The sequence below is a fragment of the Streptomyces sp. TSRI0107 genome (assembly GCF_001905845.1).
GTDB lineage: Bacteria > Actinomycetota > Actinomycetes > Streptomycetales > Streptomycetaceae > Streptomyces.
The window spans coordinates 242,113-265,065 of record NZ_LIVZ01000005.1 but is presented as its reverse complement, the minus strand read 5'-3'; the positions used below and the strand labels follow the sequence as shown (position 1 = coordinate 265,065).

Genomic DNA, 22,953 nt, shown 5'->3' with positions numbered 1-22,953 from the left:
CAGGAGGCTCCCCCCGTGACTCCGCGCACCCCGTCCAGCGGTTCGGATCCGAAGCAGACGGCCGAGGACACGGCCGAGGAGACGAGCACCGCGAAGAAGGCCGCCGCCAAGAAGACGGTGCCCCGGCAGGCGACCGGCAAGAAGACCGCCGCGAAAGCGCCGGCCAGGAAGGCGGCCGCCAAGAAGACGGTGGCCGAGCAGACGGTGGTCAAGCAGGCCGCCGGTGAGCAGACGGCCGTGAGCGACACGACCGCCGAGGCCGCGACCGGGAAGACCGCGAAGGCGCCCGCGAAGAAGGCCGCGAAGGCCACGACCGCGAAAGCCTCGGCTGCCAAGGCCACGGCCGCCAAAGCCACAGCCGCCAAGGCCTCGGCCAAGAAGGCCCCGGCGAAGAAGGCGCCCGCCAGGAAGGCCCCGGCGAGGAAGGCGCCCGCCAGGAAGGCCGTCACCGCGCCCCCGGTCGCGCCCGCCCCCACCCCCGCCCTCGACGCCGCCGACCGCGAACGGCTGCTCTCCGGCACGCATCACGACCCGCACTCCGTGCTCGGCGCCCACCCGGTGCCCGGCGGGGTGGCGTTCCGGGCGTTCCGGCCGTACGCCCGGTCCGTGACCGTCGTCTCCGGGGAGCTGCGGGCCGAGCTGCACGACGACGGGCAAGGCTTCTTCTCCGCTCTGCTGCCGCTTGAGGAGGTGCCCGGGTACCGGCTGCTGGTGGCGTACGAGGAGACCGTCGTCGACACCGAGGACGCCTACCGCTTCCTGCCCACCCTCGGCGAGCTGGACCTCCACCTGATCGGCGAGGGCCGGCACGAGCAGCTGTGGAAGGCGCTGGGCGCCGAGCCGATGACGCATCAGGGGGTGACCGGCACCCGGTTCACGGTGTGGGCGCCGAACGCGCGGGGTGTGCGGCTGGCCGGCACCTTCAACTACTGGGACGGCGCCGGCCACCCGCTGCGCTCGCTGGGCTCCTCCGGGGTGTGGGAGCTGTTCGTGCCGGGGATCGGCGAGGGCGAGCTGTACAAGTTCGAGATCACCCGGCCCGACGGCTCCCGGACACTGCGCGCGGACCCGATGGCCCGCCGCACCGAGGCCCCGCCGAACACCTCGTCGATCGTCCACGCCTCGCACCACGAGTGGGGCGACGAGGCGTGGCTGGCCCGCCGCGCGGAGCGGCCCGCGCACGAGGCGCCGTTCTCCGTGTACGAGGTGCACCTGCCGTCCTGGCGGCCGGGGCTGTCGTACCGGCAGCTCGCCGAGGAGCTGCCCGCCTACGTCAAGGACCTCGGCTTCACGCACGTGGAGCTGATGCCGGTCGCCGAGCATCCCTTCGGCGGCTCCTGGGGCTACCAGGTCACCGGCTTCTACGCGCCGACCGCCCGGCTCGGCACACCGGACGACTTCAAGTACCTGGTCGACGCCCTGCACCGGGCGGGCATCGGCGTCCTCATGGACTGGGTGCCGGCGCACTTCCCGCGCGACGACTGGGCGCTGGCCGAGTTCGACGGGCGGCCGCTGTACGAGCACGCCGATCCGCTGCGGGCCGCGCACCCCGACTGGGGCACGCTGGAGTTCGACTACGGGCGCAACGAGGTACGCAACTTCCTGGTCGCCAACGCCGTGTACTGGTGCGAGGAGTTCCACATCGACGGGCTGCGGGTGGACGCGGTCGCCTCGATGCTCTACCTGGACTACTCGCGCGACTCGGGCCAGTGGACGCCGAACGTGCACGGCGGGCGGGAGAACCTGGACGCGGTGGCGTTCCTGCAGGAGATGAACGCGACCGTGTACCGCAGAGTGCCGGGGGTCGTGACCATCGCCGAGGAGTCCACCGCCTGGGACGGCGTCACCCGCGCCACCCACCACAAGGGCCCGAGCGGCTTCGGCGGGCTGGGGTTCGGGCTGAAGTGGAACATGGGCTGGATGCACGACTCGCTCCAGTACATGAGCAAGGAACCGGTGCACCGCAAGTACCACCACCACGAGATGACCTTCTCGATGGTCTACGCGTACAGCGAGAACTACGTGCTGCCCATCTCGCACGACGAGGTGGTGCACGGCAAGCGGGCCCTGGTCTCCAAGATGCCCGGCGACTGGTGGCAGCAGCGCGCCAACCACCGCGCCTACCTCGGCTTCATGTGGGCCCACCCGGGCAAGCAGCTCCTCTTCATGGGGCAGGAGTTCGCCCAGGGCGCCGAGTGGTCGGAGGCGCACGGCCCGGACTGGTGGCTGCTGGATCCCGGGTACGGCGCGGCGGCGGACCACCGCGGCGTCCGCGACCTGGTCCGCGACCTCAACACCGTCTACCGGGCGACGCCGGCGCTGTGGGAGCGGGACATCCACCCCGACGGCTTCCAGTGGATCGTCGGGGACGCCGCCGACGACAACGTCCTGGCGTTCCTGCGCCTGGACGCGGAGGGCTCGCCGCTGCTGGCGGTCAGCAACTTCTCCCCCGTCGTCCGTCACGACTACCGCCTCGGCGTCCCCGACGACACCCCCGCCTGGCACGAGGTCCTGAACACCGACGCCGCCCGCTACGGCGGCGGCGACGTCACCAACCCGGACCCCGTCAAGCCGGAGGCCCAGGGCCGGCACGGCCGCCCGGCGAGCATCCGGCTGACGCTGCCGCCGCTGGCTACGGTGTGGCTACGGCCTGCCTGAGCCCTTCGGGCAGGGCGCCGGTGTGCAGGACGCCGAGCCGCTGGGTGGCGCGGGTCAGGGCGACGTAGAGGTCGCTGGTGCCGTACCGGCCGGGTTCGACGACCAGCACGGAGTCGAACTCCAGGCCCTTGGCCTGGCGCGGATCGAGCAGTACGACGGTCCGCGTCAGGTCGGGTTCGGCGCCCGCGGTCACCCCGTCCAGCCGGGCCGCGAGCCGGCGGTGCAGGTCGCGCGGGGCGATGACGGCGAGGCGGCCCTCCGCCGGGGTGAGTTCGCCGACGGCCTTGGCGACCGCGCCGGGCAGGTCGTCGGTGGCGCGCACCCAGGGCCGTACGCCTGTCGAGCGCACCGAACTCGGCGGCTGGAAGCCGGGGTTCTCGGCGCGTACGACGGCCGCCGCGAGGTCCATGATCTCGGCGGGGGTGCGGTAGTTCACGCCGAGCCGGGTGTGCTCCCAGCGGTCCTCCACGTAGGGCTGAAGGATCCGCTCCCAGGAACCGACGCCGGCGGCCTCCGCGGTCTGCGCCGGGTCGCCGACCAGGGTCATCGAGCGGGTCGGGCTGCGCCGCATCAGCAGCCGCCACGCCATCGGCGACAGCTCCTGCGCCTCGTCGACGATGATGTGCCCGAACGCCCAGGTCCGGTCGGCCGCCGCCCGCTCTGCGGCGCTGCGGTGGTCGTCCTCCTCGTGCCGCTCGGCGAACCGTTCGGCGTCGATGATGTCGTGCGCGGACAGCACCTCCGAGCTCTCGGGGTCGTCCTCCTCCTTGTCCTCGAACTCGTAGGTCCGGGACGCGTACGACACGTCCAGCACGCCCTGCGCGTACGCGACCTGCTTCTCCCGTTCCCGCTCGGCGTGCGCGCGGGCCGCCCGGTCGTCCTCGCCCAGCAGCTCCGCGGCCTCGTCGAGCAGCGGCACGTCGGCGACCGTCCAGGCCCGGGTGACCGGGCGCCGGATCGCGGCGGCGTCCGCGTCGCAGACGTAGCCCTCCGGGTCGGCGAGGAAGTCGGCGACCAGCCGCTGCGGGGTGAGCACCGGCCACAGCTGGTCGATCGCGGACCACACCTCGGGGTTCTCCGCGAGGTCGTCGCGGATCTGGGTGATGTCGGACGGGTCGAGCAGGCTGGAGCCGTCGTAGGGGTCGGTGCCGATGCGTTCGGCGTACAGCTCGGTGAGGGTGTTGAGGATGTGCCCCTCGAAGTGCTCGCGGGCCGCGTTGTGCGGCAGCTTGGCGGCGCGGGTCCGCTCCCGGGCGACGCGCACCAGGCCGTCGTCGAGCATCAGCACCTCCCGGTCGTGCTCGATGGCGAGCACCGGGTCGGGCAGCGCCTGCCGGTCGCGTACGACGGCGGCGAGCACGTCGGCCATGTCCGCGCGGCCCTTCACCGCCGCCGCCTCCGGCGTGTCCGCGGCGGTCGCCTTCACGCCGGGGTACAGCTCGCCGACGGTGGCCAGCAGCACACCGGTCTCACCGAGGGAGGGCAGCACCTCGCCGATGTAGCCGAGGAAGGCCGGGTTGGGGCCGACGATCAGCACGGCCCGCTTGGCGAGCAGTTCGCGGTGTTCGTAGAGCAGGAAGGCGGCGCGGTGCAGCGCGACGGCCGTCTTCCCGGTGCCCGGACCTCCCTCGACGACCAGCACGCCGCGGTGCGGGGCCCGGATGATCTCGTCCTGCTCCGCCTGGATGGTCTGGACGATGTCGTTCATCCGGCCGGTGCGGGCGGAATTCAGCGCGGCCAGCAGCACGGCGTCGCCACTGGGGTCCTCGTGGCCGGTCCGCTCCCGGTCGCCGACGTCCAGGAACTCGTCGTGCAGCGCGGTGACCGTGCGGCCCTCGGTGGAGATGTGCCGGCGGCGGCGCAGGCCCATCGGGGTGTGGCCGGTGGCCAGGTAGAAGGGCCGGGCGACCTCGGCCCGCCAGTCGATGAGGACGGGAGTGCGCTCGGTGTCGTCGGCGCGCAGGCCGATACGGCCGATGTGGTGGCGGACGCCGGAGGTGAGGTCGATCCGGCCGAAGCAGAGCGAGCCGTCGACCGCGTTCAGCGCCGCGAGCAGCCCGGACCGCTCGGCGACCAGGATGTCCCGCTCCAGCCGGGCCTGCATGGGCTTGTCGCCCTGGGCGAGGGCGTCCGTGACGGAGGACTCGGCGTCGCCGCGCAGTACGTCCACGCGCGCGTAGAGCCCGTCGATGAATTCCTGCTCCTGACGCATTTCATCGTCTGGAAATTCGGAGTTTGACAATTCCACTCCCGCCCGGATATACTGTGCTCACTGAACTTCTCCGCGACTCGCTTATCGAAGTCGCGAACCATTGAATATACATAGAGAAATCCCCCGGGCGCAATTACCCGGGGGATTTCTCGTTCGGCGCGGCTCAGAGCACTTCGGAGATCTCCTCCAGCAGCCGCCGCTTCGGCCGCGCGCCCACCATCGACCGCACCGGCTCCCCGTCCCGGAACACCATGAACGTCGGCATGGAGAGCACCTTGTACGCGTTGGTGGTCTCCGGATTGGTGTCCACGTCCAGCTGGACCACCTTCAGCCGCTCGCCCTCCTCGGCGGCCAGCGCGCTGAGCACCGGCCCCATCTGCCGGCACGGCGGGCACCAGTCCGCGGTGAACTCCACCAGCACCGGCAGCTCCGCCCCGATCACCTCCGCCGCGAAGTCCGCGTCGGTCACCTCGGCCACACCCGCAGCCCTGATCACAACCCCTGCCCTCCCAGTTCGCACATCGGGTCCTCGGCCAGCGCCAGCCGCACGCCGATCTTCGCCCGCACCGCCTGCAACTCGCCGATCAGCGCGTCGAGCTCGTCCAGCTTGCGCCGGTAGACCGCGAGCGAGGCCGGGCACACATCGCCCTCCGGATGCCCCGCCCGCAGGCACTCCACGAACGGCCGCGTCTCCTCCAGGTCGAAGCCGAAGTCCTGCAGCGTCCTGATCTGCCGCAGCAGTCTCAGGTCGGCCTCGTCGTAGGTCCGGTGGCCGTGACCGTCACGCCGCGCGGGCAGCAGCCCCCGCGACTCGTAGTACCGAAGCGTCCGCGTCGTTGTCCCGGCCCGTGCGGCCAGCTCGCCGATTCGCATGCGTACGAACGTAAGCCTTGACGCCGACGTCAAGGCAACGGCAGCCGGCCTGACCGTGGCGGAGGAGGTACGGAACTTCCCGAACGCGGGGCCGTCAGACGCCGGCAAGGGGCGCGGGGAACCGCGCGATCGGCCACGGACGACCCGCGGCCGCGTCGCACGGTTCCCCGCCGGGGCGCTACGCCTTGGCCAGCTCCACCCGCTGCTCGGGAACCTCCACGTCGACCGGCGCGGAGCCGTGATCGTCGAGCAGCGTCTTCTCGTCGAAGGCCGCCCTCCCGCTGAGCACCTCCGCGACCCGCTCCTTGTCGATCTCCTTCGTCCAGGTACCGATCAGGACGGTCGCGACCGCGTTGCCCGCGAAGTTCGTCAGCGCCCGCGCCTCGCTCATGAACCGGTCGATACCGACGATGAGCCCGATACCGTCCACCAGCGCCGGCTTGTGCGACTGGAGACCGCCCGCGAGGGTGGCGAGACCGGCGCCGGTGACACCCGCCGCGCCCTTGGACGCGACCAGCAGGAACAGCAGCAGCGGGATCTGCTCGCCGACCGACATCGGCGTGCCCATCGCGTCGGCGATGAACAGGGACGCCATGGTCATGTAGATCATGGTGCCGTCGAGGTTGAAGGAGTAGCCGGTCGGGACGGTGATGCCGACGACCGGCTTGCTGACGCCCAGGTGCTCCATCTTGGCGATGAGCCGCGGCAGCGCGGACTCGGAGGAGGACGTGGACAGGATCAGCAGGAACTCCCGGCCGAGGTACTTGAACAGCGAGAAGATGTTCAGCCCGGAGACGACCCGCAGCAGCGCGCCGAGGACGATGAAGACGAACAGGAAGCAGGTCACGTAGAAGCCGAGCATCAGCACGGCGAGGCTCTTCAGCGCGTCCAGTCCGGCGGACCCGGTGACGGCGGCGATCGCGCCGAACGCACCGATCGGCGCGGCCCACATCACCATCGCGAGGATGCGGAAGACGAGGCGCTGGATGTGCTCGACACCGCGCAGGATCGGCGCGCCGGCCGGGCCCATGGCCTGCAGGGCGAACCCGGCGAGCAGGGCGATCAGCAGGGTCTGCAGCACCTCGCCGCCGGTGAACGCGGAGACGATCGTGGTCGGGATGATGCCGAGCAGGAACTCGGTGGTGTCCTTGGCCTCGCCGTCGATCTGGGCGTGCCCGGCGTCCTTCACGGCGTCGGTGACGGCGAGCCCGGTGCCGGGCTCCAGGATGTTGCCGACGACCAGGCCGATGGCCAGCGCGACCAGGGACATCGCCGTGAAGTAGACGAGCGCGATGCCGCCGACGGCACCGACCTTGGCCGCCTTCCGGACGGACCCGATACCGAGCACGATCGTGCAGAAGATGATCGGCGAGATCATCATCTTGATCAGGTTCACGAAGCCGGTACCGATGGGCTTCAGCTCCACCGCGAAATCGGGAGCGACCAGACCCACGGTGATACCGAGGGCGACCGCGATGATCACCGCGATGTAGAGGTAGTGGGTGCGGTCCCGCTTGCCCCGCTCGGCGGGGGTTGCGGCAGGTGCCGTTCCGGGTGTGCTGGTCACGGCTGCCCTCCTTGACGACGTCGTCGGCATCACCGGCGTGCGGCTCACGTCCGGGGGAAGACCGGGGATTCTTCGGGGGGAAGCACCGTCGAATCTCCGGGGAATGCCGTGACTATCTCCTGCCTTGTGAGGGCGGTCACCCTTCCGTTCATTTAGTTCACGCTCAGCCGGAGAGGCAGACTGAGGCCATGCGCGTCCCGTCCCTCCCCCGCCCCCGCAGCCTGGCCGGCCAGCTCTTCGCCATGCAGGCGGTGCTGATCGCGGTGGTCGTCGCCGGGTACGCGCTCTTCACCTACGTCAGCGACCGCCGGCAGGCCGAGGATGCGGCGGGCCGCCAGGCCGCGGCGGTGGCCCGCTCGGTCGCGGACTCCCCGTCCGTACGGGAGGCGATCCGCACCCCCGACCCGACGGCCGCGCTCCAGCCGTACGCGCTGCGGGTCATGCGGGACACGGAGGTCGACTTCGTCACGATCATGAACCCGGAGGGGATCCGCTGGACCCACCCGAACGAGGACGAGATAGGGGAACGCTTCCTCGGCCACACGGAGCGGGCGCTGCGGGGCGAGACCTTCACCGAGACGTACACGGGCACGCTGGGCCCGTCGGTCCGCGCGGTCACACCGGTCGAGGCCGGGAACGGAGACGGGGACGACGACGGGCGGGTCGTGGGCCTGGTCAGCGCCGGCATCCGGGTGGAGGCGATCAGCCGGCGGGTGCAGGGCCAGCTGACCGCGCTGCTCGGGGTCGCGGCGGGCGCACTGGTGCTGGGCGCGGTCGGCACGTACGTGATCAACGCCCGCCTCCGCCGGCACACCCACGGCATGAACGCCGCCGAGCTGAGCCGCATGCACGACTACCACCAGGCCGCGCTGCACGCCGTACGCGAGGGCCTGCTGATGCTCGACGGGCAGTACAGGGTGGCGCTGATCAACGACGGCGGCCGGGAGCTGCTGGGCGTCTCCGACGACGTCGTCGGCCGCTCGGTGGCGGAGCTGGGGCTGCCCGCGCCGCTGACCGGGGCGCTGCTGGCGTCGGAGCCGCGGGTGGACGAGGTGCACCTGACGGCGGACCGGGTGCTGGTGGTGAACACGTCCCCGGTCTCGGGCGGCGAGCGCCGCGGCACGGTGGTCACCTTGCGTGACGTGACGGAGCTGCAGTCCCTGATGGGCGAGCTGGATTCGGAGCGCGGCTTCACCCAGGCCCTGCGCTCCCAGGCGCACGAGGCGGCGAACCGCCTGCACACGGTGGTCTCCCTGATCGAGCTGGGCCGCGCGGAGGAGGCCGTGGCCTTCGCCACCGCCGAGCTGGAGCTGGCCCAGGCGCTGACCGACCAGGTGGTGGCGGCGGTCAGCGAGCCCGTGCTGGCCGCGCTGCTCCTGGGCAAGACGGCACAGGCGAACGAGCGGGGCGTGGAACTGGAGGTGTCCAAGGACAGCCGCCTGGACGACGGACTGCTGCCGGCCGACCTGCCCTCCCGCGACCTGGTTACCATCCTCGGCAACCTGATCGACAACGCGGTGGACGCGGCGCAGGGCGGAGTGCCGGCGCGGGTCACGGTCGCGGCGTACACGGAGGGAGGCGAGCTGGTGCTGCGAGTGTCGGACACCGGCGCGGGGGTGGACGAATCCCACGCGGACCTGGTCTTCCAGCGCGGCTTCTCGACCAAGCCGGCGGCCGGTCCCGGAGGCCGGGGGCTGGGCCTGGCCCTGGTCCGCCAGGCGGTGCACCGGCACGGCGGGGGTCTGACGGTGACGAAGGCGCCGGGGGGCGGCGCGCGCTTCGAGGTACGGCTGCCGCTGCGCACGGCGGCGGTACCCGGAGGTGACGCATGACGACCGGCGATCCGATCCGCGTCCTGGTCGTGGAGGACGACCCGGTCGCCGCGGACGCGCACGTCATGTACGTGGGCCGCGTCCCCGGCTTCGTCGCGGTGGGCACGGCCCACACCGGCGCGGAGGCACGGCGCGCGCTGGAACGCACGCCGGTGGACCTGCTCCTGCTGGACCTGCACCTGCCTGACGTACACGGCCTGCAACTGGCGCGCTCGCTCCGCGCGGCCGGCCATCACGCAGACGTGATCGCGGTGACGTCGGCGCGGGACCTGACGGTGGTCCGGGAGGGCGTGTCGCTGGGAGTCGTGCAGTACGTCCTGAAACCGTTCACCTTCGCGACGCTGCGGGACCGGCTGGTGCGCTACGCGGAATTCCGCGGCGCGGCCGGCGAGGCGAGCGGCCAGGACGAGGTCGACCGCGCCCTGGCCGCCCTGCGGGCCCCCGGCCCGGCAGAGCTGCCGAAGGGCCTCAGCGCCCCCACGCTGGAACGGGTGACGGTCGCGCTGCGGGATGCGGAGGAAGGCCTGACGGCAGCGGGGGTGGCCGAGGCGGTGGGCATCTCCCGAATCACGGCCCGGCGGTACCTGGAGCATCTGGTGGGTGCGGGGAGGGCTGGGCGGAGTCCGTTGTATGGGCAGGTGGGGAGGCCGGAGTTGGTTTATCGGTGGGGGCCGGGGACTCGCTGAGAGCGGCAGCCCAGGCGCGAGCTTGGTCGGCTTCAGCCGGGGCATTGGCGCGTATGAAGACGTCGGCGGCCTGTACGTAGTGGGTACGGGCTTCGGCAAGGCGATGGGCACCCCTATGGGCCAAGGCAAGGTTTTGAAGAGCTCGGCCTGCCCCATACCAGTCCTCGAACTCGCGGCAGACGTCCAAGTCCTTGCCGTACGCGTCCATCGCCTCCTCCACCCGGCCCGCCGCGTGCAGGGCAAGCCCGAGGTTGTTCCACGCCATGCCCTCGCCGCGGCGGTCCCCGACGGCCTGGCACGTGTCGCGAGCGCGGGTGTGGGCGTCGATCGCCTCCTCCACCCGGTCCGCTCTCCGCAGGGCGAGGCCGAGGTTGTTCCACGCCAAGGCCTCGCCGTGGTGGTCGCCGACAGCCTGGCACAATTCCCGGTCGCGAATGTGGGCGTCGATCGCCTCCTCCATCCGGCCCGCTTTCCGCAGCGCGAGGCCAAGGTTGTTCCATGCCTTGGACTCGCGATCGCGGGCCCCGGCTTCCTGAAACACGTCACGGGCGCGGATGTGGGCGTCGACGGCCTCCTCCATCCGGTCCATCTCTTGCAGGGCAAGGCCGAGGTTGTCCCACGCCATTCCCTCCTCGACACGGTTCCCGGAACGATGGGCGGCCTCCCGCGCCGCACTGGTGATGGTGAGCAGGTCGTCGAAATACCGTCGCCAGTCGAGATACTCGGCCAAGCACACGGCCAGTCCCACCGCCGTGTCCGCGAACCGGTCCTCCCGCGACCACAGTGCCGCCGCCACCAGACCCGCCCGCTCACCGTCCAGCCACGCCAGCGCCTGCTTCCGGTCCGCGAAACGGTCGGGCACCGGCCTCCCCGGCAGCCACCGCAACCGCTTGTCGGCTGCCGACGCCCACCGGAAATACATCCCCAGCACCCGCTCCCGCGCCGCGTCTCCCTCCTCACGGGCCACCACACCCGCCCCGAACACCCGCACCAGGTCATGCAACCGCCACCAGCCGCGCTTGCTCCCCCGCTCGACGAGATGGGCCCTGGCCAGAGCCTTCAACTCCCCTGACGGAGGCTTGTCCGCACCGACCAGCGCTGCAACGACCTCCTCACTGACCTCGGGCCCCGGCGCCAGCGCGAGCAACCGCAGCAGTCGCGCCTGCGCTGCCGGCAGCCGCCGATAGGACAGATCGAAAGCGGCCCGCACACTGCGCTCACCGTCATCCAGATACGACAGCCGATCACGAGACTCGGCGAGTTCACCGACCAGCTCGCCCACCGGCATCTCCCGGTCCTCCACCAACAGCGCGGCCGCGATCTGCAGGGCCAACGGCAGATGCCCACACAGCACCGCAAGCCGCTCGACGGCCACCGGATCGTCGCCCACACGACTGTCACCCGGATCCGCGATGCGCAAGGCGAGGTCCAGGACGTCGTACGCCTCCCGAGGCGTGAGCTCGTCCAACGGCACGAGCCGCGCCCCCAGCTGCGGCAGCCGGTCCCGCGACGTCACCAGCACCCGGTGCCGCGCACTCCCCGGTACGAGGGGCCGGACCTGCTCCGGCGACGACGCGTTGTCGGCCAGGATCAGCAGTGGTCCGCGCTCCCGCGCCCGCCCGGCGAGAACCGACCGGTAAAGCACCGCCTGCTCGTCGGCGGCCACCGGAATGTGCTCGGGCTCGACCCCAAGCGCCCGCAGCAGAGACTGCAGGGCCTGATCGGCCGTGACCGGGACGTCGTCGTACCCATGCAGGTCGACGAGGAGCACCCCACCCGGAAACCACCCCCGCTCCCGCGCCGTGTGCGCCGCCTCCACCGCCAGCGCCGTCTTCCCGATCCCGCCGAGCCCCGACACGGCGGTGACGAGCACGGCCTGCTTGGGCTCACCGGGCGCGTCCGGGTCGAGGGCGTCGAGCAAACGGGCCAGTTCCGAGTCCCGTCCGGTGAAGCCGGCGGCCTTGACGGGCAGGGAGTCGAGCGCGGTGGGCGCCGGTGCCTGGGCGAGCCCGGTGACCGGCCCGTAGAAGTTGCCGCCTCGGAAGTCGACGTGATCGGCGCTCATGCCGGGTCGCCCCTTCCCCGGAAGGGCAGGGCGTACGCGATGACCTGCACGGCCAGCCCCACCACGACCAGCGCCTCGACCACCGAGATGATGAGCAGCCCCCGCGTGACGTCCCCGCCGGCCCAGTAGACGGCGAGCGCGCTCAGCGGTACGACGCAGAAGGCGAGCAGGTCGACGACGAGCTGTGCGGCCTTCCGGGACACCCGCCGAGGGTCCCCGCGATGGAAGGTCTCCCACCGGAAGGCGGTGTCCTCCCCCGCGAGCCGCGCGAGCCGCGGGCCGAGATCGCCCCGCACGTACCGCCCGATGGCCGAGATCTTCTCGTCGTTGACCAGATAGGTCCACCCCAGCACCACACACACCGGCGGCAGCGCGAGCAGCATCGACGCCTGCTTGGCCTGCGCGGCGGCGGCGATGACGGCGGCGACCACCGCGAGGGTGACGTACAGCAGGTTGTCCCGGAATCCGATCCGGGCCTTCTGTTCGTCCTTGACGCTCTGGTACTCGGCGAGCAGCAGCTGCCCGGCGGTGACGTCACTGTCTTCCGGCACGTCGCCGTCCTTCCCCCGCGGACCAACAGCCCGCCCGTTCAGTCCACTTGGCAGTACTTTAGGGGTGTGCCGCAGACACATCCCAGGGTTCCCGCCGTTGTCGTCCTCACCGCGCTCGCGCTGGAGTACGCCGCCGTGCGCTCGCACATCGAGGACCGGGAGGAATTCGTCCACCGTGACGGAACCCGAGTCGAACAGGGTCGCCTCCGGGGCACCGACTGGTACGTCGCCATCGCCGAACTCGGGGAGGGTGTGAGGACGGCCGCGTCGCTCACGACCCAGCTCATCGAGTGGCTGCGGCCCCAGGCGGTGCTGTTCGTCGGCGTCGCCGGCAGCCTGAAGGACGACATCGCGATCGGTGACGTGGTCGTGGGCACCAAGGTGTACGGCATCCACGGCGGCAAATGGGCCCCCGGCGGCTTCCTGTCCCGCCCCGAGTCGTGGCCGGGGTCCAACGCGCTGGTGCAGGCGGCGCGTTCGGCGACACGGGACATGACCGGCGTTCGGGCGCACTTCAAGCCGATCGCCTCCGGGGACGTGGTCCTGGCCGACGCCGAGTCGGAGATCGCCAAGCATCTGCGCGAGCACTACAACGACGCCGCCGCGATCGAGATGGAGGGGTCGGGGGCGGCACACGCGGCGCATCTGAGCGGACAGCTGGACGCACTGGTGATCCGCGGCATCAGCGACCACGCCGACGCGGAGAAGTCCACGGCCGACGCGGGCGGATCACAGGAGCGGGCTGCCGCGCAGGCAGCGTCGGTGGCGGTGGAGGTACTGCGGAAGCACCGGCCGCGCGGGCGTTCCTCCGACTCCGAGGAGGGTCCCCATAGCGGCGGGGACCACATCGACTTCCGGGGCGGCACGTTCTACGGCCCCGTCATCGGCAGGCAGCAGTAGCAGTACGGGCACAGTCCACGGTCCGGTACCGGTCGCGACGACCACACTCCCGCCCCGCCCGCCGGGCTTCACCGGTCGCTCGGCGGAACTGGATCGCTTGCTTCCCCGCCTCGCACCTGCCTCGGACGAGGGCACCCCGCTACTCATTTCTGCCGTCACGGGCATGGGCGGCATCGGTAAGACGGCGCTTGCGGTAGAGGCTGCACACCGCGCCCGTGGGAATGGCTGGTTTCCCGGCGGAATCCTGTTCGTGGATCTGCGCGGCTACGACGACAACCCGGTGACGGCGGACCAGGGTGTCCTGGCCCTCCTCGACGCGATGGGGTTACAGGGGACGGATCTGCCACCGACCACGGCACGGCAGTACGATGCCTACCGCGCTCTGCTCGCCGAGCGGCAGGACCGGATGCTGCTGATCCTGGACAACGCGTCGGACCCGTCCCAGTACGTCCCGCTGCTGCCCGGCACGGACCACCACCGGGTGCTGATCACGTCACGGAACCGTCCGGACGCTCTCCCCGTGCGGGTCATCGACCTCGGGACACTGGATGCAGAGGAGGCCACCGCGCTGATCACGCGGGCCCTGCACGACGCCGACGAACGCGACGACCGCCCGTTTCGCGAACCGGACGCCCTCCGCGAACTAACCGCTCTCTGCGGTCATCTGCCTCTCGCGCTCCAGATCGCCGCGGCGATGCTGCGCAGGCGCCGGCACCGGGACATCGCCTCGTTGGTGGCCGAGATCAAAGAGGTCGGGGACCCCACGGTCGTCCTCGACGAGGGCAGCCCCGGTACGGATCTGTACGGCCGCTCGCTCGTGCTCCGCCCCGTACTGGAGACGTCATACCGCCGGCTTCCACCGGCCCAGGCTCGGCTGCTGCGCCTGTTGTCTCTCGCTCCTGGCGCGGAGACCGGCACGGAAGCGGTGGCTGCGCTGGCCGGCCTCAGCATGAATGCGGTGTTGTCGCTGCTCGAGGAATTGGCGGCAACATACCTGGTGACACCTGTGCGCAGAGCGGCCCATCCAGCCTTTGGCGTCCGGTGGCGGTTGCATGACTTGGTGCGGGCCTTCGGCGCAGGTGTAGTAGCCGGGGATCGGAGGTTGCAGAAGGAGGGGGATAAGGCACGGCACCGGGTGCTGAACTTCTACCACCGATGGGCGGATGCAGCCGATGAGCGGTTGCGGTGGCTTCCGGGCAAGCCCGAACCTGCGCGGTTCGCGGACCGGGGGCAAGCCCTGGCCTGGCTGGACGGAGAGCGGGCGGGGCTGGTGGCGGCAGTTTTGTGGGCGCGGGAGGCTCCGTACGCGAAGACGGCCGTGCTTATGGCTGAGTGCCTGGGGGTGTATCTCGACTGGCGGCGGTACTTCGACGACTGGATCACCGTCTGCCGCGCTGCGCAGAAGGCCGCCCACCGCGCCGGAGACCGCCACACCGAGGCCAACGCATGGAGCAGCCTCGGCAACGCCCTGCAGAAGGCGGGCCGGACGGAGGAGGCGATCCACGCCCACACCCGCGACCGGGACCTGTGCCGGGCAGCCGGGGACCACGACGGCGAGGCCGTGGCGTGGACCCACCTCGGCCTTTCCCTGCGAATGGCGGGCCTGACGGAGGACGCCATCGATGCCCACACCCGCGCCCGCGAACTGTTCCAAGCAGTCAAGAACCAGCACGGCGAGGCTGGGACGTGGAACAACCTCGGCCTTTCCCTACGGATGGCAGGCCTGACGGAGGACGCCATCGACGCCCACACCCGCGCCCGCGAACTGTTCCAGGAAACCAGAGACCGCCATCGCGAGGCCATGACGTTGAGCAACCTCAGCGGCGCCCTGCAGGACGTGGGCCGGGTGGAGGAGGCAATCGAGGCAGGCGGCGAGGCCGTGAAGATCTTTCAGGAGTTCGAGGACTGGTACCGGGCAGGTCAGATGCTCCACACCCTGGCCCTTGCCCTCGCCCACGAAGACGCCCAGCGGCTCACCGAGGCCCGCACCCTCTACCTCCGGGCCGCCGACGCCTATACCCGCGCCAGCGCTCCCACTGAAGCCGCCGAAGCCCGAGCAGCGGCCGATGATCTGGAGTAACCGCCTCATCCCGCCCACAAACCCGGGGCCCCCGCCAAGGCAACACCGCCCACATCCGCATCCCACCGAACCCCCACACCCCCCTCGCACGCCCGCACCACGCACCCCAGCACTCCAGCACTCCAGCACTCCAGCACCCGCAACGCCACCCTCCTCCGCGCATCGCAGGCCGCCAGCCGGGGATGGGTGTGCCGCGCATGGCCGTCGCAGGAATCCCGCGCAGCGCCCCGTCCCGGTGCCGCAGCCAGCCGACCACTTCGAGCCGCGCGTCCTCGCCATCGCAGCCAGCGTGTTCCCCGGCGCGGGGCACGCCGTGCTCTACGCCCACGGCCCGATTCCTCGGCTCGACACCGTGCAACTGGACTCCGCACACGGCGGCGAGTTCACTCACACCGAGGCCCAGCTCGCGATGTACCGGGAGGACTCGCGCGACCTCATCCACTCCATCGCCCGCCAGCTCTGACCACCCCGAGAAGACGCTGTGCCAAGGCAACAACTGCTTCCGCATCGGCACCGACACCCGCGAAGCCCTCCGCAGCCTCATCCGCGACATCAAGGCAGGCAAGGCCGACCACCTCCTGTGAGACCCCACTCAACCCGCAAAGAAATCACGCGGAGTCGTCAAGGGGTGACCGGCCAGTAGTCGTCGCACATGGCCAAAACCGTACGTTCCTACGATCTGTAATTGTGGCCGAACAGACCGTAGTCACCACCCCTTCCCCACCCCTACGTTGGTGCACCGTGCGCCGACCCTCACCTCAGTCGAACCAGCCCGCCCCGCCCTTCAACGCCCTCGCCGCCCGTCGGCTCAGGGCCGCCCTCGGGATGGGGCCCGAGCATGTCGCCTACGGCATGCGGGCGTCGTACGGGATGCCGTACGTGACCCCTGATCTCGTGATCGCCTGGGAACGCGGGGTCGCCAGCCCCACCAGCCCGGAGCTGACCGCGCTCGCGGGGGTGCTGTGGTGCTCCCCGGCGGAGCTGATAGGCAGCCCGCGGACGCTCAAGGAACACCGGATCGCGCGGGGGTTCGCCCCGGAGGACGTCGCCCGCGCGGTCGGCCTGGAGCTGCTCGCGTATCAGCGGATGGAGGAGCGCGACGAGTGGCGCGGCACCGACCGGCAGTCGGCGGCACTCGCCGATCTGCTCGACCTCGACCTGGCGGCCTTCGTCACCATCACCGGGCGGGAGGGAAAGCTGGCCGAAATGCTGCGCAGTGCCGTGACCACGCGCTGGCAGGCGTACGTCCGCCCGGTGGGCAAGATCGTGCCCCTGGACCGGCGCGTCCTGGAGGGCACCCTCCAGGAACTGCACCAGGACTACCAGGGGCACATGACGGCCACCCTCAGCTGGGGCGGCGGCGGCAAGGACTCCAGCGCGTCCGGCGAGGACTTCCTGGACCGGATCGTGGAGTACTTCTGGACGACCGTGCAGCGGTACACGGGCTAGAAGACCGACTCCGCCTCGTCCATCCGGTCCTTCGGAACCGTCTTCAGTTCCGTGACCGCCTGCGCCAGCGGCACCATCACGATGTCGGTGCCCCGCAGGGCCGTCATGTTGCCGAACTCGCCGCGGTGGGCGGCCTCCACCGCGTGCCAGCCGAAGCGGGTGGCGAGGACGCGGTCGTACGCGGTGGGGACGCCGCCGCGCTGGACGTGGCCGAGGATGACCGGCTTGGCCTCCTTGCCGAGGCGGCGCTCCAGTTCGTGGGCGAGGGCGGTGCCGATGCCCTGGAAGCGCTCGTGGCCGTACTGGTCGATCGCGCCCTTGCCGTAGTCCATGGTGCCGTCGGCGGGGTGGGCGCCCTCGGCGACGCAGACGACGGCGAACTTCTTGCCGCGGGCGAACCGCTCCTCGACCATCTTCACCAGGTCGGCGGGGTCGAAGGGGCGCTCCGGGAGGCAGATGCCGTGCGCGCCCGCCGCCATGCCGGACTCCAGCGCGATCCAGCCGGCGTGGCGGCCCATGACCTCCACCACCATCACGCGCTGGTGGGACTCCGCGGTCGTCTTCAGGCGGTCCATCGCCTCCGTCGCGACGCCGACCGCCGTGTCGAAGCCGAAGGTCCGGTCGGTCGACGAGATGTCGTTGTCGATCGTCTTCGGGACGCCGACCACCGGCAGGCCCGCGTCGGACAGCATGCGCGCGGCCGTCAGCGTGCCCTCGCCGCCGATCGGGATCAACGCGTCGATGCCGAAGTCGCTGACGATGTCGGCCGCGTTGTCGCAGGCCTCGCGCAGGCGGTCGCGCTCCAGGCGCGAGGAGCCGAGGATGGTGCCGCCGCGGGCGAGGATGCCGCTGACGGCGTTCAGGTCGAGGGTGCGGTAGCGGCCGTCGAGCAGGCCCGCGTATCCGTCCTCGAAGCCGATGACCTCGTCGCCGTAGTTGTCGACCGCTCGGTGCACGACCGACCGGATCACTGCGTTCAGGCCGGGGCAGTCGCCGCCTGCGGTGAGAACTCCGATACGCATCGTGCTGTGTCTCCTGCTCGCTGTTGATACCGGTGAGCCACTACCGATTGTTTCACGTCCCTCACCCCGTTGCCGCTCACCACTCTTGACGGGCGCCTTATCCAGCGGCGGGGGTATTGTCAAGAGGGTTCTGCTCACCTCGGTGGGCGATTTTTGTACCCCATCCGAGACGAAACCCACTCGAGACGAAACGGAGAGCACACGTGACGCGCAGCGTGTACGTGACCGGCATCGACCGCGGCGACGGCCGCCAGGTCGTGGAGCTGGGGGTCATGGAGCTCCTGACCCGGCAGGTCGACCGGGTGGGTGTCTTCCGTCCCCTCGTCCACGACGGGCCGGACCGCCTGTTCGAGCTGCTGCGTTCCCGCTACCGGCTGTCGCAGGACCCGGCGACCGTCTACGGCATGGACTACCACGAGGCGTCCGCGCTCCAGGCCGAACGCGGCACGGACGAGCTGGTCGCCTCCCTCGTCGACCGCTTCCACCTGGTGGCCCGTGACTACGACGTGGTCCTCGTCCTCGGCACCGACTTCGCCGACACCCAGCTCCCCGACGAGCTGTCCCTGAACGCCCGGCTCGCCAACGAGTTCGGCGCGTCCGTGATCCCCGTCGTCGGCGGCCGCAAGCAGCCCGCCGAGTCCGTGCTCGCCGAGACCCGCAACGCCTACCGCGCCTACGACGGCCTGGGCTGCGACGTCCTCGCCATGGTCACCAACCGGGTGGCCCGCGAGGACCGCGACGAGATCGCCGAGCGGCTGGCCGGCCGGCTCCCGGTGCCCTGCTACGTGGTGCCCGACGAGCCCGCGCTGTCCGCGCCGACCGTCTCCCAGATCGGCCACGCCCTGGGCGCGAAAGTGCTGCTCGGCGACGACTCCGGCCTCGCCCGGGACGCGCTGGGCTTCGTCTTCGGCGGGGCCATGCTGCCGAACTTCCTGAGCGCTCTGACCCCGGGCTGCCTGGTGGTCACACCGGGCGACCGCGCCGATCTGGTGGTCGGCTCGCTGGCCGCGCACAGCGCCGGCACCCCGCCGATAGCCGGCATGCTCCTCACCCTCGACGAGGTGCCGAGCGACGAGGTCCTCACCCTCGCCGCGCGCCTCGCCCCCGGCACCCCGGTGCTCTCGGTGTCCGGCAACAGCTTCCCCACCGCCGAGCAGCTGTTCTCCCTGGAGGGCAAGCTGAACGCGGCCACTCCGCGCAAGGCGGAGACCGCGCTCGGCCTGTTCGAGCGGTACGTCGACACCGCCGACCTGAACAAGCGGGTCTCCGCGCCGAGCAGCGACCGCGTCACCCCGATGATGTTCGAGCACAAGCTGCTGGAGCAGGCCCGCGCGAACCGTCGCCGGGTGGTGCTGCCGGAGGGCGACGAGGAGCGGGTGCTGCACGCCGCCGAGGTGCTGCTGCGCCGCGGCGTGTGCGATCTGACGCTGCTGGGCCCGGAGGACCGTATCCGCAAGAGGGCCGCCGATCTCGGCATCGACCTGGGCGACTGCCGGCTGATCGACCCGGCGACCTCGGAGCTGCGCGACGCGTTCGCCGAGAAGTACGCGGCGCTGCGCGCCCACAAGGGCGTCACCGTGGAGCTGGCCTACGACGTCGTCTCCGACGTGAACTACTTCGGCACCCTGATGGTGCAGGAGGGCCTGGCCGACGGCATGGTGTCGGGCTCGGTGCACTCCACGGCGGCCACCATCCGCCCGGCCTTCGAGATCATCAAGACCGACCCGGACGCCTCGATCGTCTCCTCGGTGTTCTTCATGTGTCTCGCCGACAAGGTGCTCGTCTACGGCGACTGCGCGGTCAACCCGGACCCGGACGCCGAGCAGCTGGCCGACATCGCCGTCCAGTCGGCGGCCACCGCCGCCCGGTTCGGCGTGGACCCGCGGATCGCGATGCTGTCGTACTCCACCGGTACGTCCGGCTCCGGCGCCGACGTCGACAAGGTGCGCGCGGCCACGGAGCTGGTGCGGGCGCGGCGCCCCGATCTGAAGATCGAGGGCCCGATCCAGTACGACGCCGCCGTCGAGCCGTCGGTCGCCGCGACCAAGCTGCCGGGATCCGAGGTCGCCGGGCAGGCAACGGTTCTGATCTTTCCGGACCTCAATACGGGTAACAACACCTACAAGGCCGTGCAGCGCTCGGCCGGCGCGATCGCCGTCGGCCCGGTGCTGCAGGGTCTGCGCAAGCCCGTCAACGACCTGTCCCGGGGCGCGCTCGTCCAGGACATCGTCAACACCGTCGCCATCACGGCCATCCAGGCCCAGTCCCCGATCGAGAAGGCTTCCGACCAGTGAGTCCGACCCGCGTCCTCGTCCTCAATTCCGGCTCGTCGTCGGTGAAGTACCAGCTGCTCGACATGCGCGACAGCAGCCGGCTGGCGGCGGGCCTCGTCGAGCGCATCGGTGAGCAGACCTCCCGGCTGACGCACACCCCGCTGCACGGCGGCGGCGACAGCCGCGAGTGGACGGGGCCGATCGCCGACCACGACGCCGCCCTGAAGGCGGTCTCCGCCGAGCTGGCCAAGGACGGCCTCGGTCTGGACTCGCCGGAGCTGGCCGCGATAGGCCACCGGGTGGTGCACGGCGGCAAGTACTTCACGCAGCCGACGGTCATCGACGAGACCGTGCTCGCGGAGATCGAGCGGCTGATCCCGGTCGCCCCGCTGCACAACCCGGCGAACCTCACCGGTATCCGCACCGCGCAGGCGCTGCGGCCGGACCTGCCGCAGGTCGCCGTGTTCGACACCGCGTTCCACACCACGATGCCGGAGTCGGCGGCGCGGTACGCGATCGACGTGAAGACCGCCGACCAGCACCGCATCCGCCGCTACGGCTTCCACGGCACCTCGCACGCGTATGTGTCCCGGGCGACGGCGAAGCTGCTGGGCAAGGCGCCGGAGGAGGTGAACGTGATCGTGCTGCACCTGGGCAACGGGGCGTCGGCCACGGCGGTGCGGGGCGGTCGCTGCGTGGACACCTCCATGGGGCTGACGCCTTTGGAGGGACTGGTGATGGGTACCCGCTCCGGCGACATGGACCCGGCCGTCATCTTCCATTTGATGCGTGTTGGCGGAATGTCCACGGATGAGATCGACACTCTTCTCAACAAGAAGAGCGGACTGATCGGTCTGTGCGGTGACAACGACATGCGCGAGATCCGCCGGCGGGTGGACGAGGGCGACGAACAGGCGCAACTCGCCTTCGACATCTACATTCACCGCTTGAAGAAGTACATCGGCGCTTATTACGCCGTGCTCGGCAAGGTGGACGCGGTCGCCTTCACCGCCGGCGTCGGCGAGAACGCGGCCGTGGTGCGGGAGGCCGCCGTGGCGGGCCTGGAGGAGCTGGGTCTGGCCGTCGACAGCGAGCTGAACGCCGTACGCGGCGGCGAACCGCGACTGATCTCGCCCGAGCACGCGCGGGTCGCGGTCGCCGTGGTCCCGACCGACGAGGAACTGGAGATTGCCACGCAGACCTACGCGCTGGTTAATGACTCAGCGAATCTCACCTGAGCGGCATCCCGCCCTTTTGTATTTTCCGCCAGCCGGAATATTCCGCAGCGAAACAAACCGATAGGATCGCCCCATGCGCCGTTCGAAAATCGTCTGTACTCTCGGCCCAGCGGTCGACTCCCATGAGCAACTGGTCGCGCTGATCGAAGCCGGCATGAACGTGGCCCGCTTCAACTTCAGCCACGGCACCCACGAGGAGCACCAGGGGCGGTACGACCGCGTCCGGGCCGCCGCCAAGGAGACCGGCAGGGCCATCGGTGTCCTCGCCGACCTCCAGGGCCCGAAGATCCGGCTCGCGACCTTCGCCGAGGGCCCGGTGGAGCTGGTGCGCGGTGACGAGTTCACCATCACCACCGACGACGTCCCGGGCGACAAGACGATCTGCGGCACGACCTACAAGGGTCTGACCGGCGACGTGGCCAAGGGCGACCAGATCCTGATCAACGACGGCAACGTCGAGCTGAAGGTCATCGAGGTCGCGGGCTCCCGGGTGAAGACGATCGTCATCGAGGGCGGCGTCATCTCCGACCACAAGGGCATCAACCTGCCCGGCGCGGCCGTCAACGTGCCCGCGCTGTCCGAGAAGGACGTCGAGGACCTGCGGTTCGCGCTGCGCATGGGCTGCGACCTGGTCGCCCTCTCCTTCGTCCGGGACGCCAACGACGTGCACGACGTCCGGAAGATCATGGAGGAGGAGGGCCGCCGGGTCCCGGTCATCGCCAAGGTGGAGAAGCCGCAGGCGGTGGCCAACATGGAGGACGTCGTGATGGCGTTCGACGGTGTGATGGTCGCGCGCGGCGACCTGGCCGTCGAGTACCCGCTCGAGAAGGTCCCGATGGTGCAGAAGCGGCTCATCGAGCTGTGCCGCCGCAACGCCAAGCCGGTGATCGTGGCGACCCAGATGATGGAGTCGATGATCACCAACTCGCGGCCGACCCGCGCCGAGGCCTCCGACGTGGCCAACGCGATCCTGGACGGCGCCGACGCGGTCATGCTCTCCGCCGAGTCCAGCGTGGGCGCGTACCCGATCGAGACCGTCAAGACGATGTCGAAGATCGTCCAGGCGGCCGAGGAGGAGCTGCTGGCCAAGGGCCTGCAGCCGCTGGTCCCGGGCAAGAAGCCGCGTACGCAGGGCGGTTCGGTGGCCCGTGCCGCCTGCGAGATCGCCGACTTCCTCGGCGGCAAGGGCCTGGTGGCCTTCACCAAGTCCGGTGACACCGCCCGCCGGCTGTCCCGCTACCGCGCGACCCAGCCGATCCTGGCCTTCACCACCGACGAGTCCACCCGCAACCAGCTGGCGCTCAGCTGGGGCGTGGAGCCCAACGTCGTGCCGTTCGTGAACAGCACCGACGAGATGGTCGACCTGGTGGACCAGGAGGTCATCAAGCTCAACCGCTTCAACCCGGGCGACATCATGGTCATCACCGCCGGCTCGCCCCCCGGCGTCCCCGGCACCACCAACATGGTCCGGGTGCACCACCTGGGCGAGGGCGACCGCGACTGACGCCGCCTCCCGTACGACACTGAGGGCGCCCCCTGCGGAAGGG

The 22,953-nt window shown here is 70.8% G+C and carries 17 protein-coding genes; 10 read left to right on the top strand and 7 right to left on the bottom strand.

Features of this window, described 5'->3' with window-relative positions:
• The first annotated feature begins 15 nt into the window (after positions 1-15).
• Positions 16-2,658 (top strand): 1,4-alpha-glucan branching enzyme, encoded by a 2,643-nt coding sequence (gene glgB, locus AMK31_RS15015; protein ID WP_073941014.1) that lies wholly within the window; start codon positions 16-18, stop codon positions 2,656-2,658.
• On the opposite strand, the gene AMK31_RS15010 is transcribed toward glgB, so the two are convergent.
• The 4 genes from AMK31_RS15010 to AMK31_RS14995 form a co-directional block, all read right to left on the bottom strand.
• A complete protein-coding gene (locus tag AMK31_RS15010) occupies positions 2,633-4,870 on the bottom strand; it encodes a HelD family protein (RefSeq protein ID WP_073941013.1) in 2,238 nt (745 codons plus the stop codon). The genes glgB and AMK31_RS15010 overlap by 26 nt on opposite strands.
• A gap of 163 nt (positions 4,871-5,033) precedes the next feature.
• Positions 5,034-5,366: a thioredoxin family protein gene (locus AMK31_RS15005; protein WP_073941012.1), complete on the bottom strand. Its 333-nt coding sequence runs from the start codon at positions 5,364-5,366 to the stop codon at positions 5,034-5,036.
• Positions 5,363-5,743: a MerR family transcriptional regulator gene (locus AMK31_RS15000; RefSeq protein ID WP_073941011.1), complete on the bottom strand. Its 381-nt coding sequence runs from the start codon at positions 5,741-5,743 to the stop codon at positions 5,363-5,365. The genes AMK31_RS15005 and AMK31_RS15000 overlap by 4 nt, the downstream gene beginning before the upstream one ends.
• A gap of 178 nt (positions 5,744-5,921) precedes the next feature.
• Positions 5,922-7,310, bottom strand: coding sequence for a cation:dicarboxylate symporter family transporter (locus AMK31_RS14995; RefSeq protein WP_073941010.1), 1,389 nt, complete (start codon positions 7,308-7,310; stop codon positions 5,922-5,924).
• 188 nt (positions 7,311-7,498) lie between these two features.
• On the opposite strand from AMK31_RS14995, the gene AMK31_RS14990 reads away from it, so the two are divergent.
• Both AMK31_RS14990 and AMK31_RS14985 read left to right on the top strand, forming a co-directional pair.
• The gene (locus AMK31_RS14990) at positions 7,499-9,142 is read left to right on the top strand and encodes a sensor histidine kinase (RefSeq protein ID WP_073941009.1); all 1,644 of its coding nucleotides are present in this window, start codon (positions 7,499-7,501) and stop codon (positions 9,140-9,142) included.
• The gene (locus AMK31_RS14985) at positions 9,139-9,828 is read left to right on the top strand and encodes a response regulator (protein ID WP_073941008.1); all 690 of its coding nucleotides are present in this window, start codon (positions 9,139-9,141) and stop codon (positions 9,826-9,828) included. The genes AMK31_RS14990 and AMK31_RS14985 overlap by 4 nt, the downstream gene beginning before the upstream one ends.
• Here the strand turns inward: AMK31_RS14985 and AMK31_RS14980 are convergent.
• Both AMK31_RS14980 and AMK31_RS14975 read right to left on the bottom strand, forming a co-directional pair.
• Complete coding sequence (locus AMK31_RS14980; RefSeq protein WP_073941007.1) at positions 9,710-11,893, bottom strand: tetratricopeptide repeat protein; 2,184 nt, start codon at positions 11,891-11,893, stop codon at positions 9,710-9,712. The genes AMK31_RS14985 and AMK31_RS14980 overlap by 119 nt on opposite strands.
• Positions 11,890-12,444, bottom strand: a complete 555-nt coding sequence (locus tag AMK31_RS14975; RefSeq protein WP_073941006.1) for a hypothetical protein — start codon at positions 12,442-12,444, stop codon at positions 11,890-11,892. The genes AMK31_RS14980 and AMK31_RS14975 overlap by 4 nt, the downstream gene beginning before the upstream one ends.
• Before the next feature lie 66 nt (positions 12,445-12,510).
• On the opposite strand from AMK31_RS14975, the gene AMK31_RS14970 reads away from it, so the two are divergent.
• The 4 genes from AMK31_RS14970 to AMK31_RS14955 all read left to right on the top strand — a co-directional run bounded on the left by AMK31_RS14970 (position 12,511) and on the right by AMK31_RS14955 (position 16,873).
• Positions 12,511-13,344 carry a 5'-methylthioadenosine/S-adenosylhomocysteine nucleosidase gene (locus tag AMK31_RS14970; protein ID WP_073941005.1) on the top strand — a complete coding sequence of 278 codons (834 nt, stop codon included), beginning with the start codon at positions 12,511-12,513 and terminating at the stop codon, positions 13,342-13,344.
• 145 nt (positions 13,345-13,489) lie between these two features.
• Entirely contained in the window at positions 13,490-15,424 is a 1,935-nt protein-coding gene (locus tag AMK31_RS14965; RefSeq protein ID WP_241842653.1) for a tetratricopeptide repeat protein, read from the top strand.
• Between the two features lie 235 nt (positions 15,425-15,659).
• Positions 15,660-15,887, top strand: coding sequence for a hypothetical protein (locus tag AMK31_RS14960; RefSeq protein WP_073941003.1), 228 nt, complete (start codon positions 15,660-15,662; stop codon positions 15,885-15,887).
• 278 nt (positions 15,888-16,165) lie between these two features.
• Positions 16,166-16,873: a transcriptional regulator gene (locus AMK31_RS14955; protein WP_073941002.1), complete on the top strand. Its 708-nt coding sequence runs from the start codon at positions 16,166-16,168 to the stop codon at positions 16,871-16,873.
• Here the strand turns inward: AMK31_RS14955 and AMK31_RS14950 are convergent.
• On the bottom strand, positions 16,870-17,895 hold the full coding sequence (locus tag AMK31_RS14950; protein ID WP_073941001.1) for an ATP-dependent 6-phosphofructokinase: 1,026 nt from the start codon (positions 17,893-17,895) through the stop codon (positions 16,870-16,872). The two genes, AMK31_RS14955 and AMK31_RS14950, sit on opposite strands and share 4 nt — an antisense overlap.
• Before the next feature lie 203 nt (positions 17,896-18,098).
• Between AMK31_RS14950 and pta the strand changes: the two genes are divergently transcribed.
• From pta to pyk, 3 genes are all read left to right on the top strand, one after another.
• On the top strand, positions 18,099-20,189 hold the full coding sequence (gene pta / locus AMK31_RS14945) for a phosphate acetyltransferase (RefSeq protein WP_073941000.1): 2,091 nt from the start codon (positions 18,099-18,101) through the stop codon (positions 20,187-20,189).
• Entirely contained in the window at positions 20,186-21,406 is a 1,221-nt protein-coding gene (locus tag AMK31_RS14940) for an acetate kinase (protein WP_073940999.1), read from the top strand. Before pta ends, AMK31_RS14940 begins: the two co-directional genes overlap by 4 nt.
• A gap of 73 nt (positions 21,407-21,479) precedes the next feature.
• Positions 21,480-22,910, top strand: coding sequence for a pyruvate kinase (gene pyk, locus AMK31_RS14935; protein ID WP_073940998.1), 1,431 nt, complete (start codon positions 21,480-21,482; stop codon positions 22,908-22,910).
• The last annotated feature ends 43 nt before the right edge of the window (positions 22,911-22,953 follow it).

What these genes read in the sequence shown, in the direction of transcription:
- AMK31_RS15010 (WP_073941013.1), bottom strand. Translation starts at nt 4,870, where the DNA reads ATGCGTCAGGAGCAGGAATTCATCGACGGGCTCTACGCGCGCGTGGAC.
- AMK31_RS15000 (WP_073941011.1), bottom strand. Translation starts at nt 5,743, where the DNA reads ATGCGAATCGGCGAGCTGGCCGCACGGGCCGGGACAACGACGCGGACG.
- AMK31_RS14990 (WP_073941009.1), top strand. Translation starts at nt 7,499, where the DNA reads ATGCGCGTCCCGTCCCTCCCCCGCCCCCGCAGCCTGGCCGGCCAGCTC.
- AMK31_RS14985 (WP_073941008.1), top strand. Translation starts at nt 9,139, where the DNA reads ATGACGACCGGCGATCCGATCCGCGTCCTGGTCGTGGAGGACGACCCG.
- AMK31_RS14980 (WP_073941007.1), bottom strand. Translation starts at nt 11,893, where the DNA reads ATGAGCGCCGATCACGTCGACTTCCGAGGCGGCAACTTCTACGGGCCG.
- AMK31_RS14950 (WP_073941001.1), bottom strand. Translation starts at nt 17,895, where the DNA reads ATGCGTATCGGAGTTCTCACCGCAGGCGGCGACTGCCCCGGCCTGAAC.
- pyk (WP_073940998.1), top strand. Translation starts at nt 21,480, where the DNA reads ATGCGCCGTTCGAAAATCGTCTGTACTCTCGGCCCAGCGGTCGACTCC.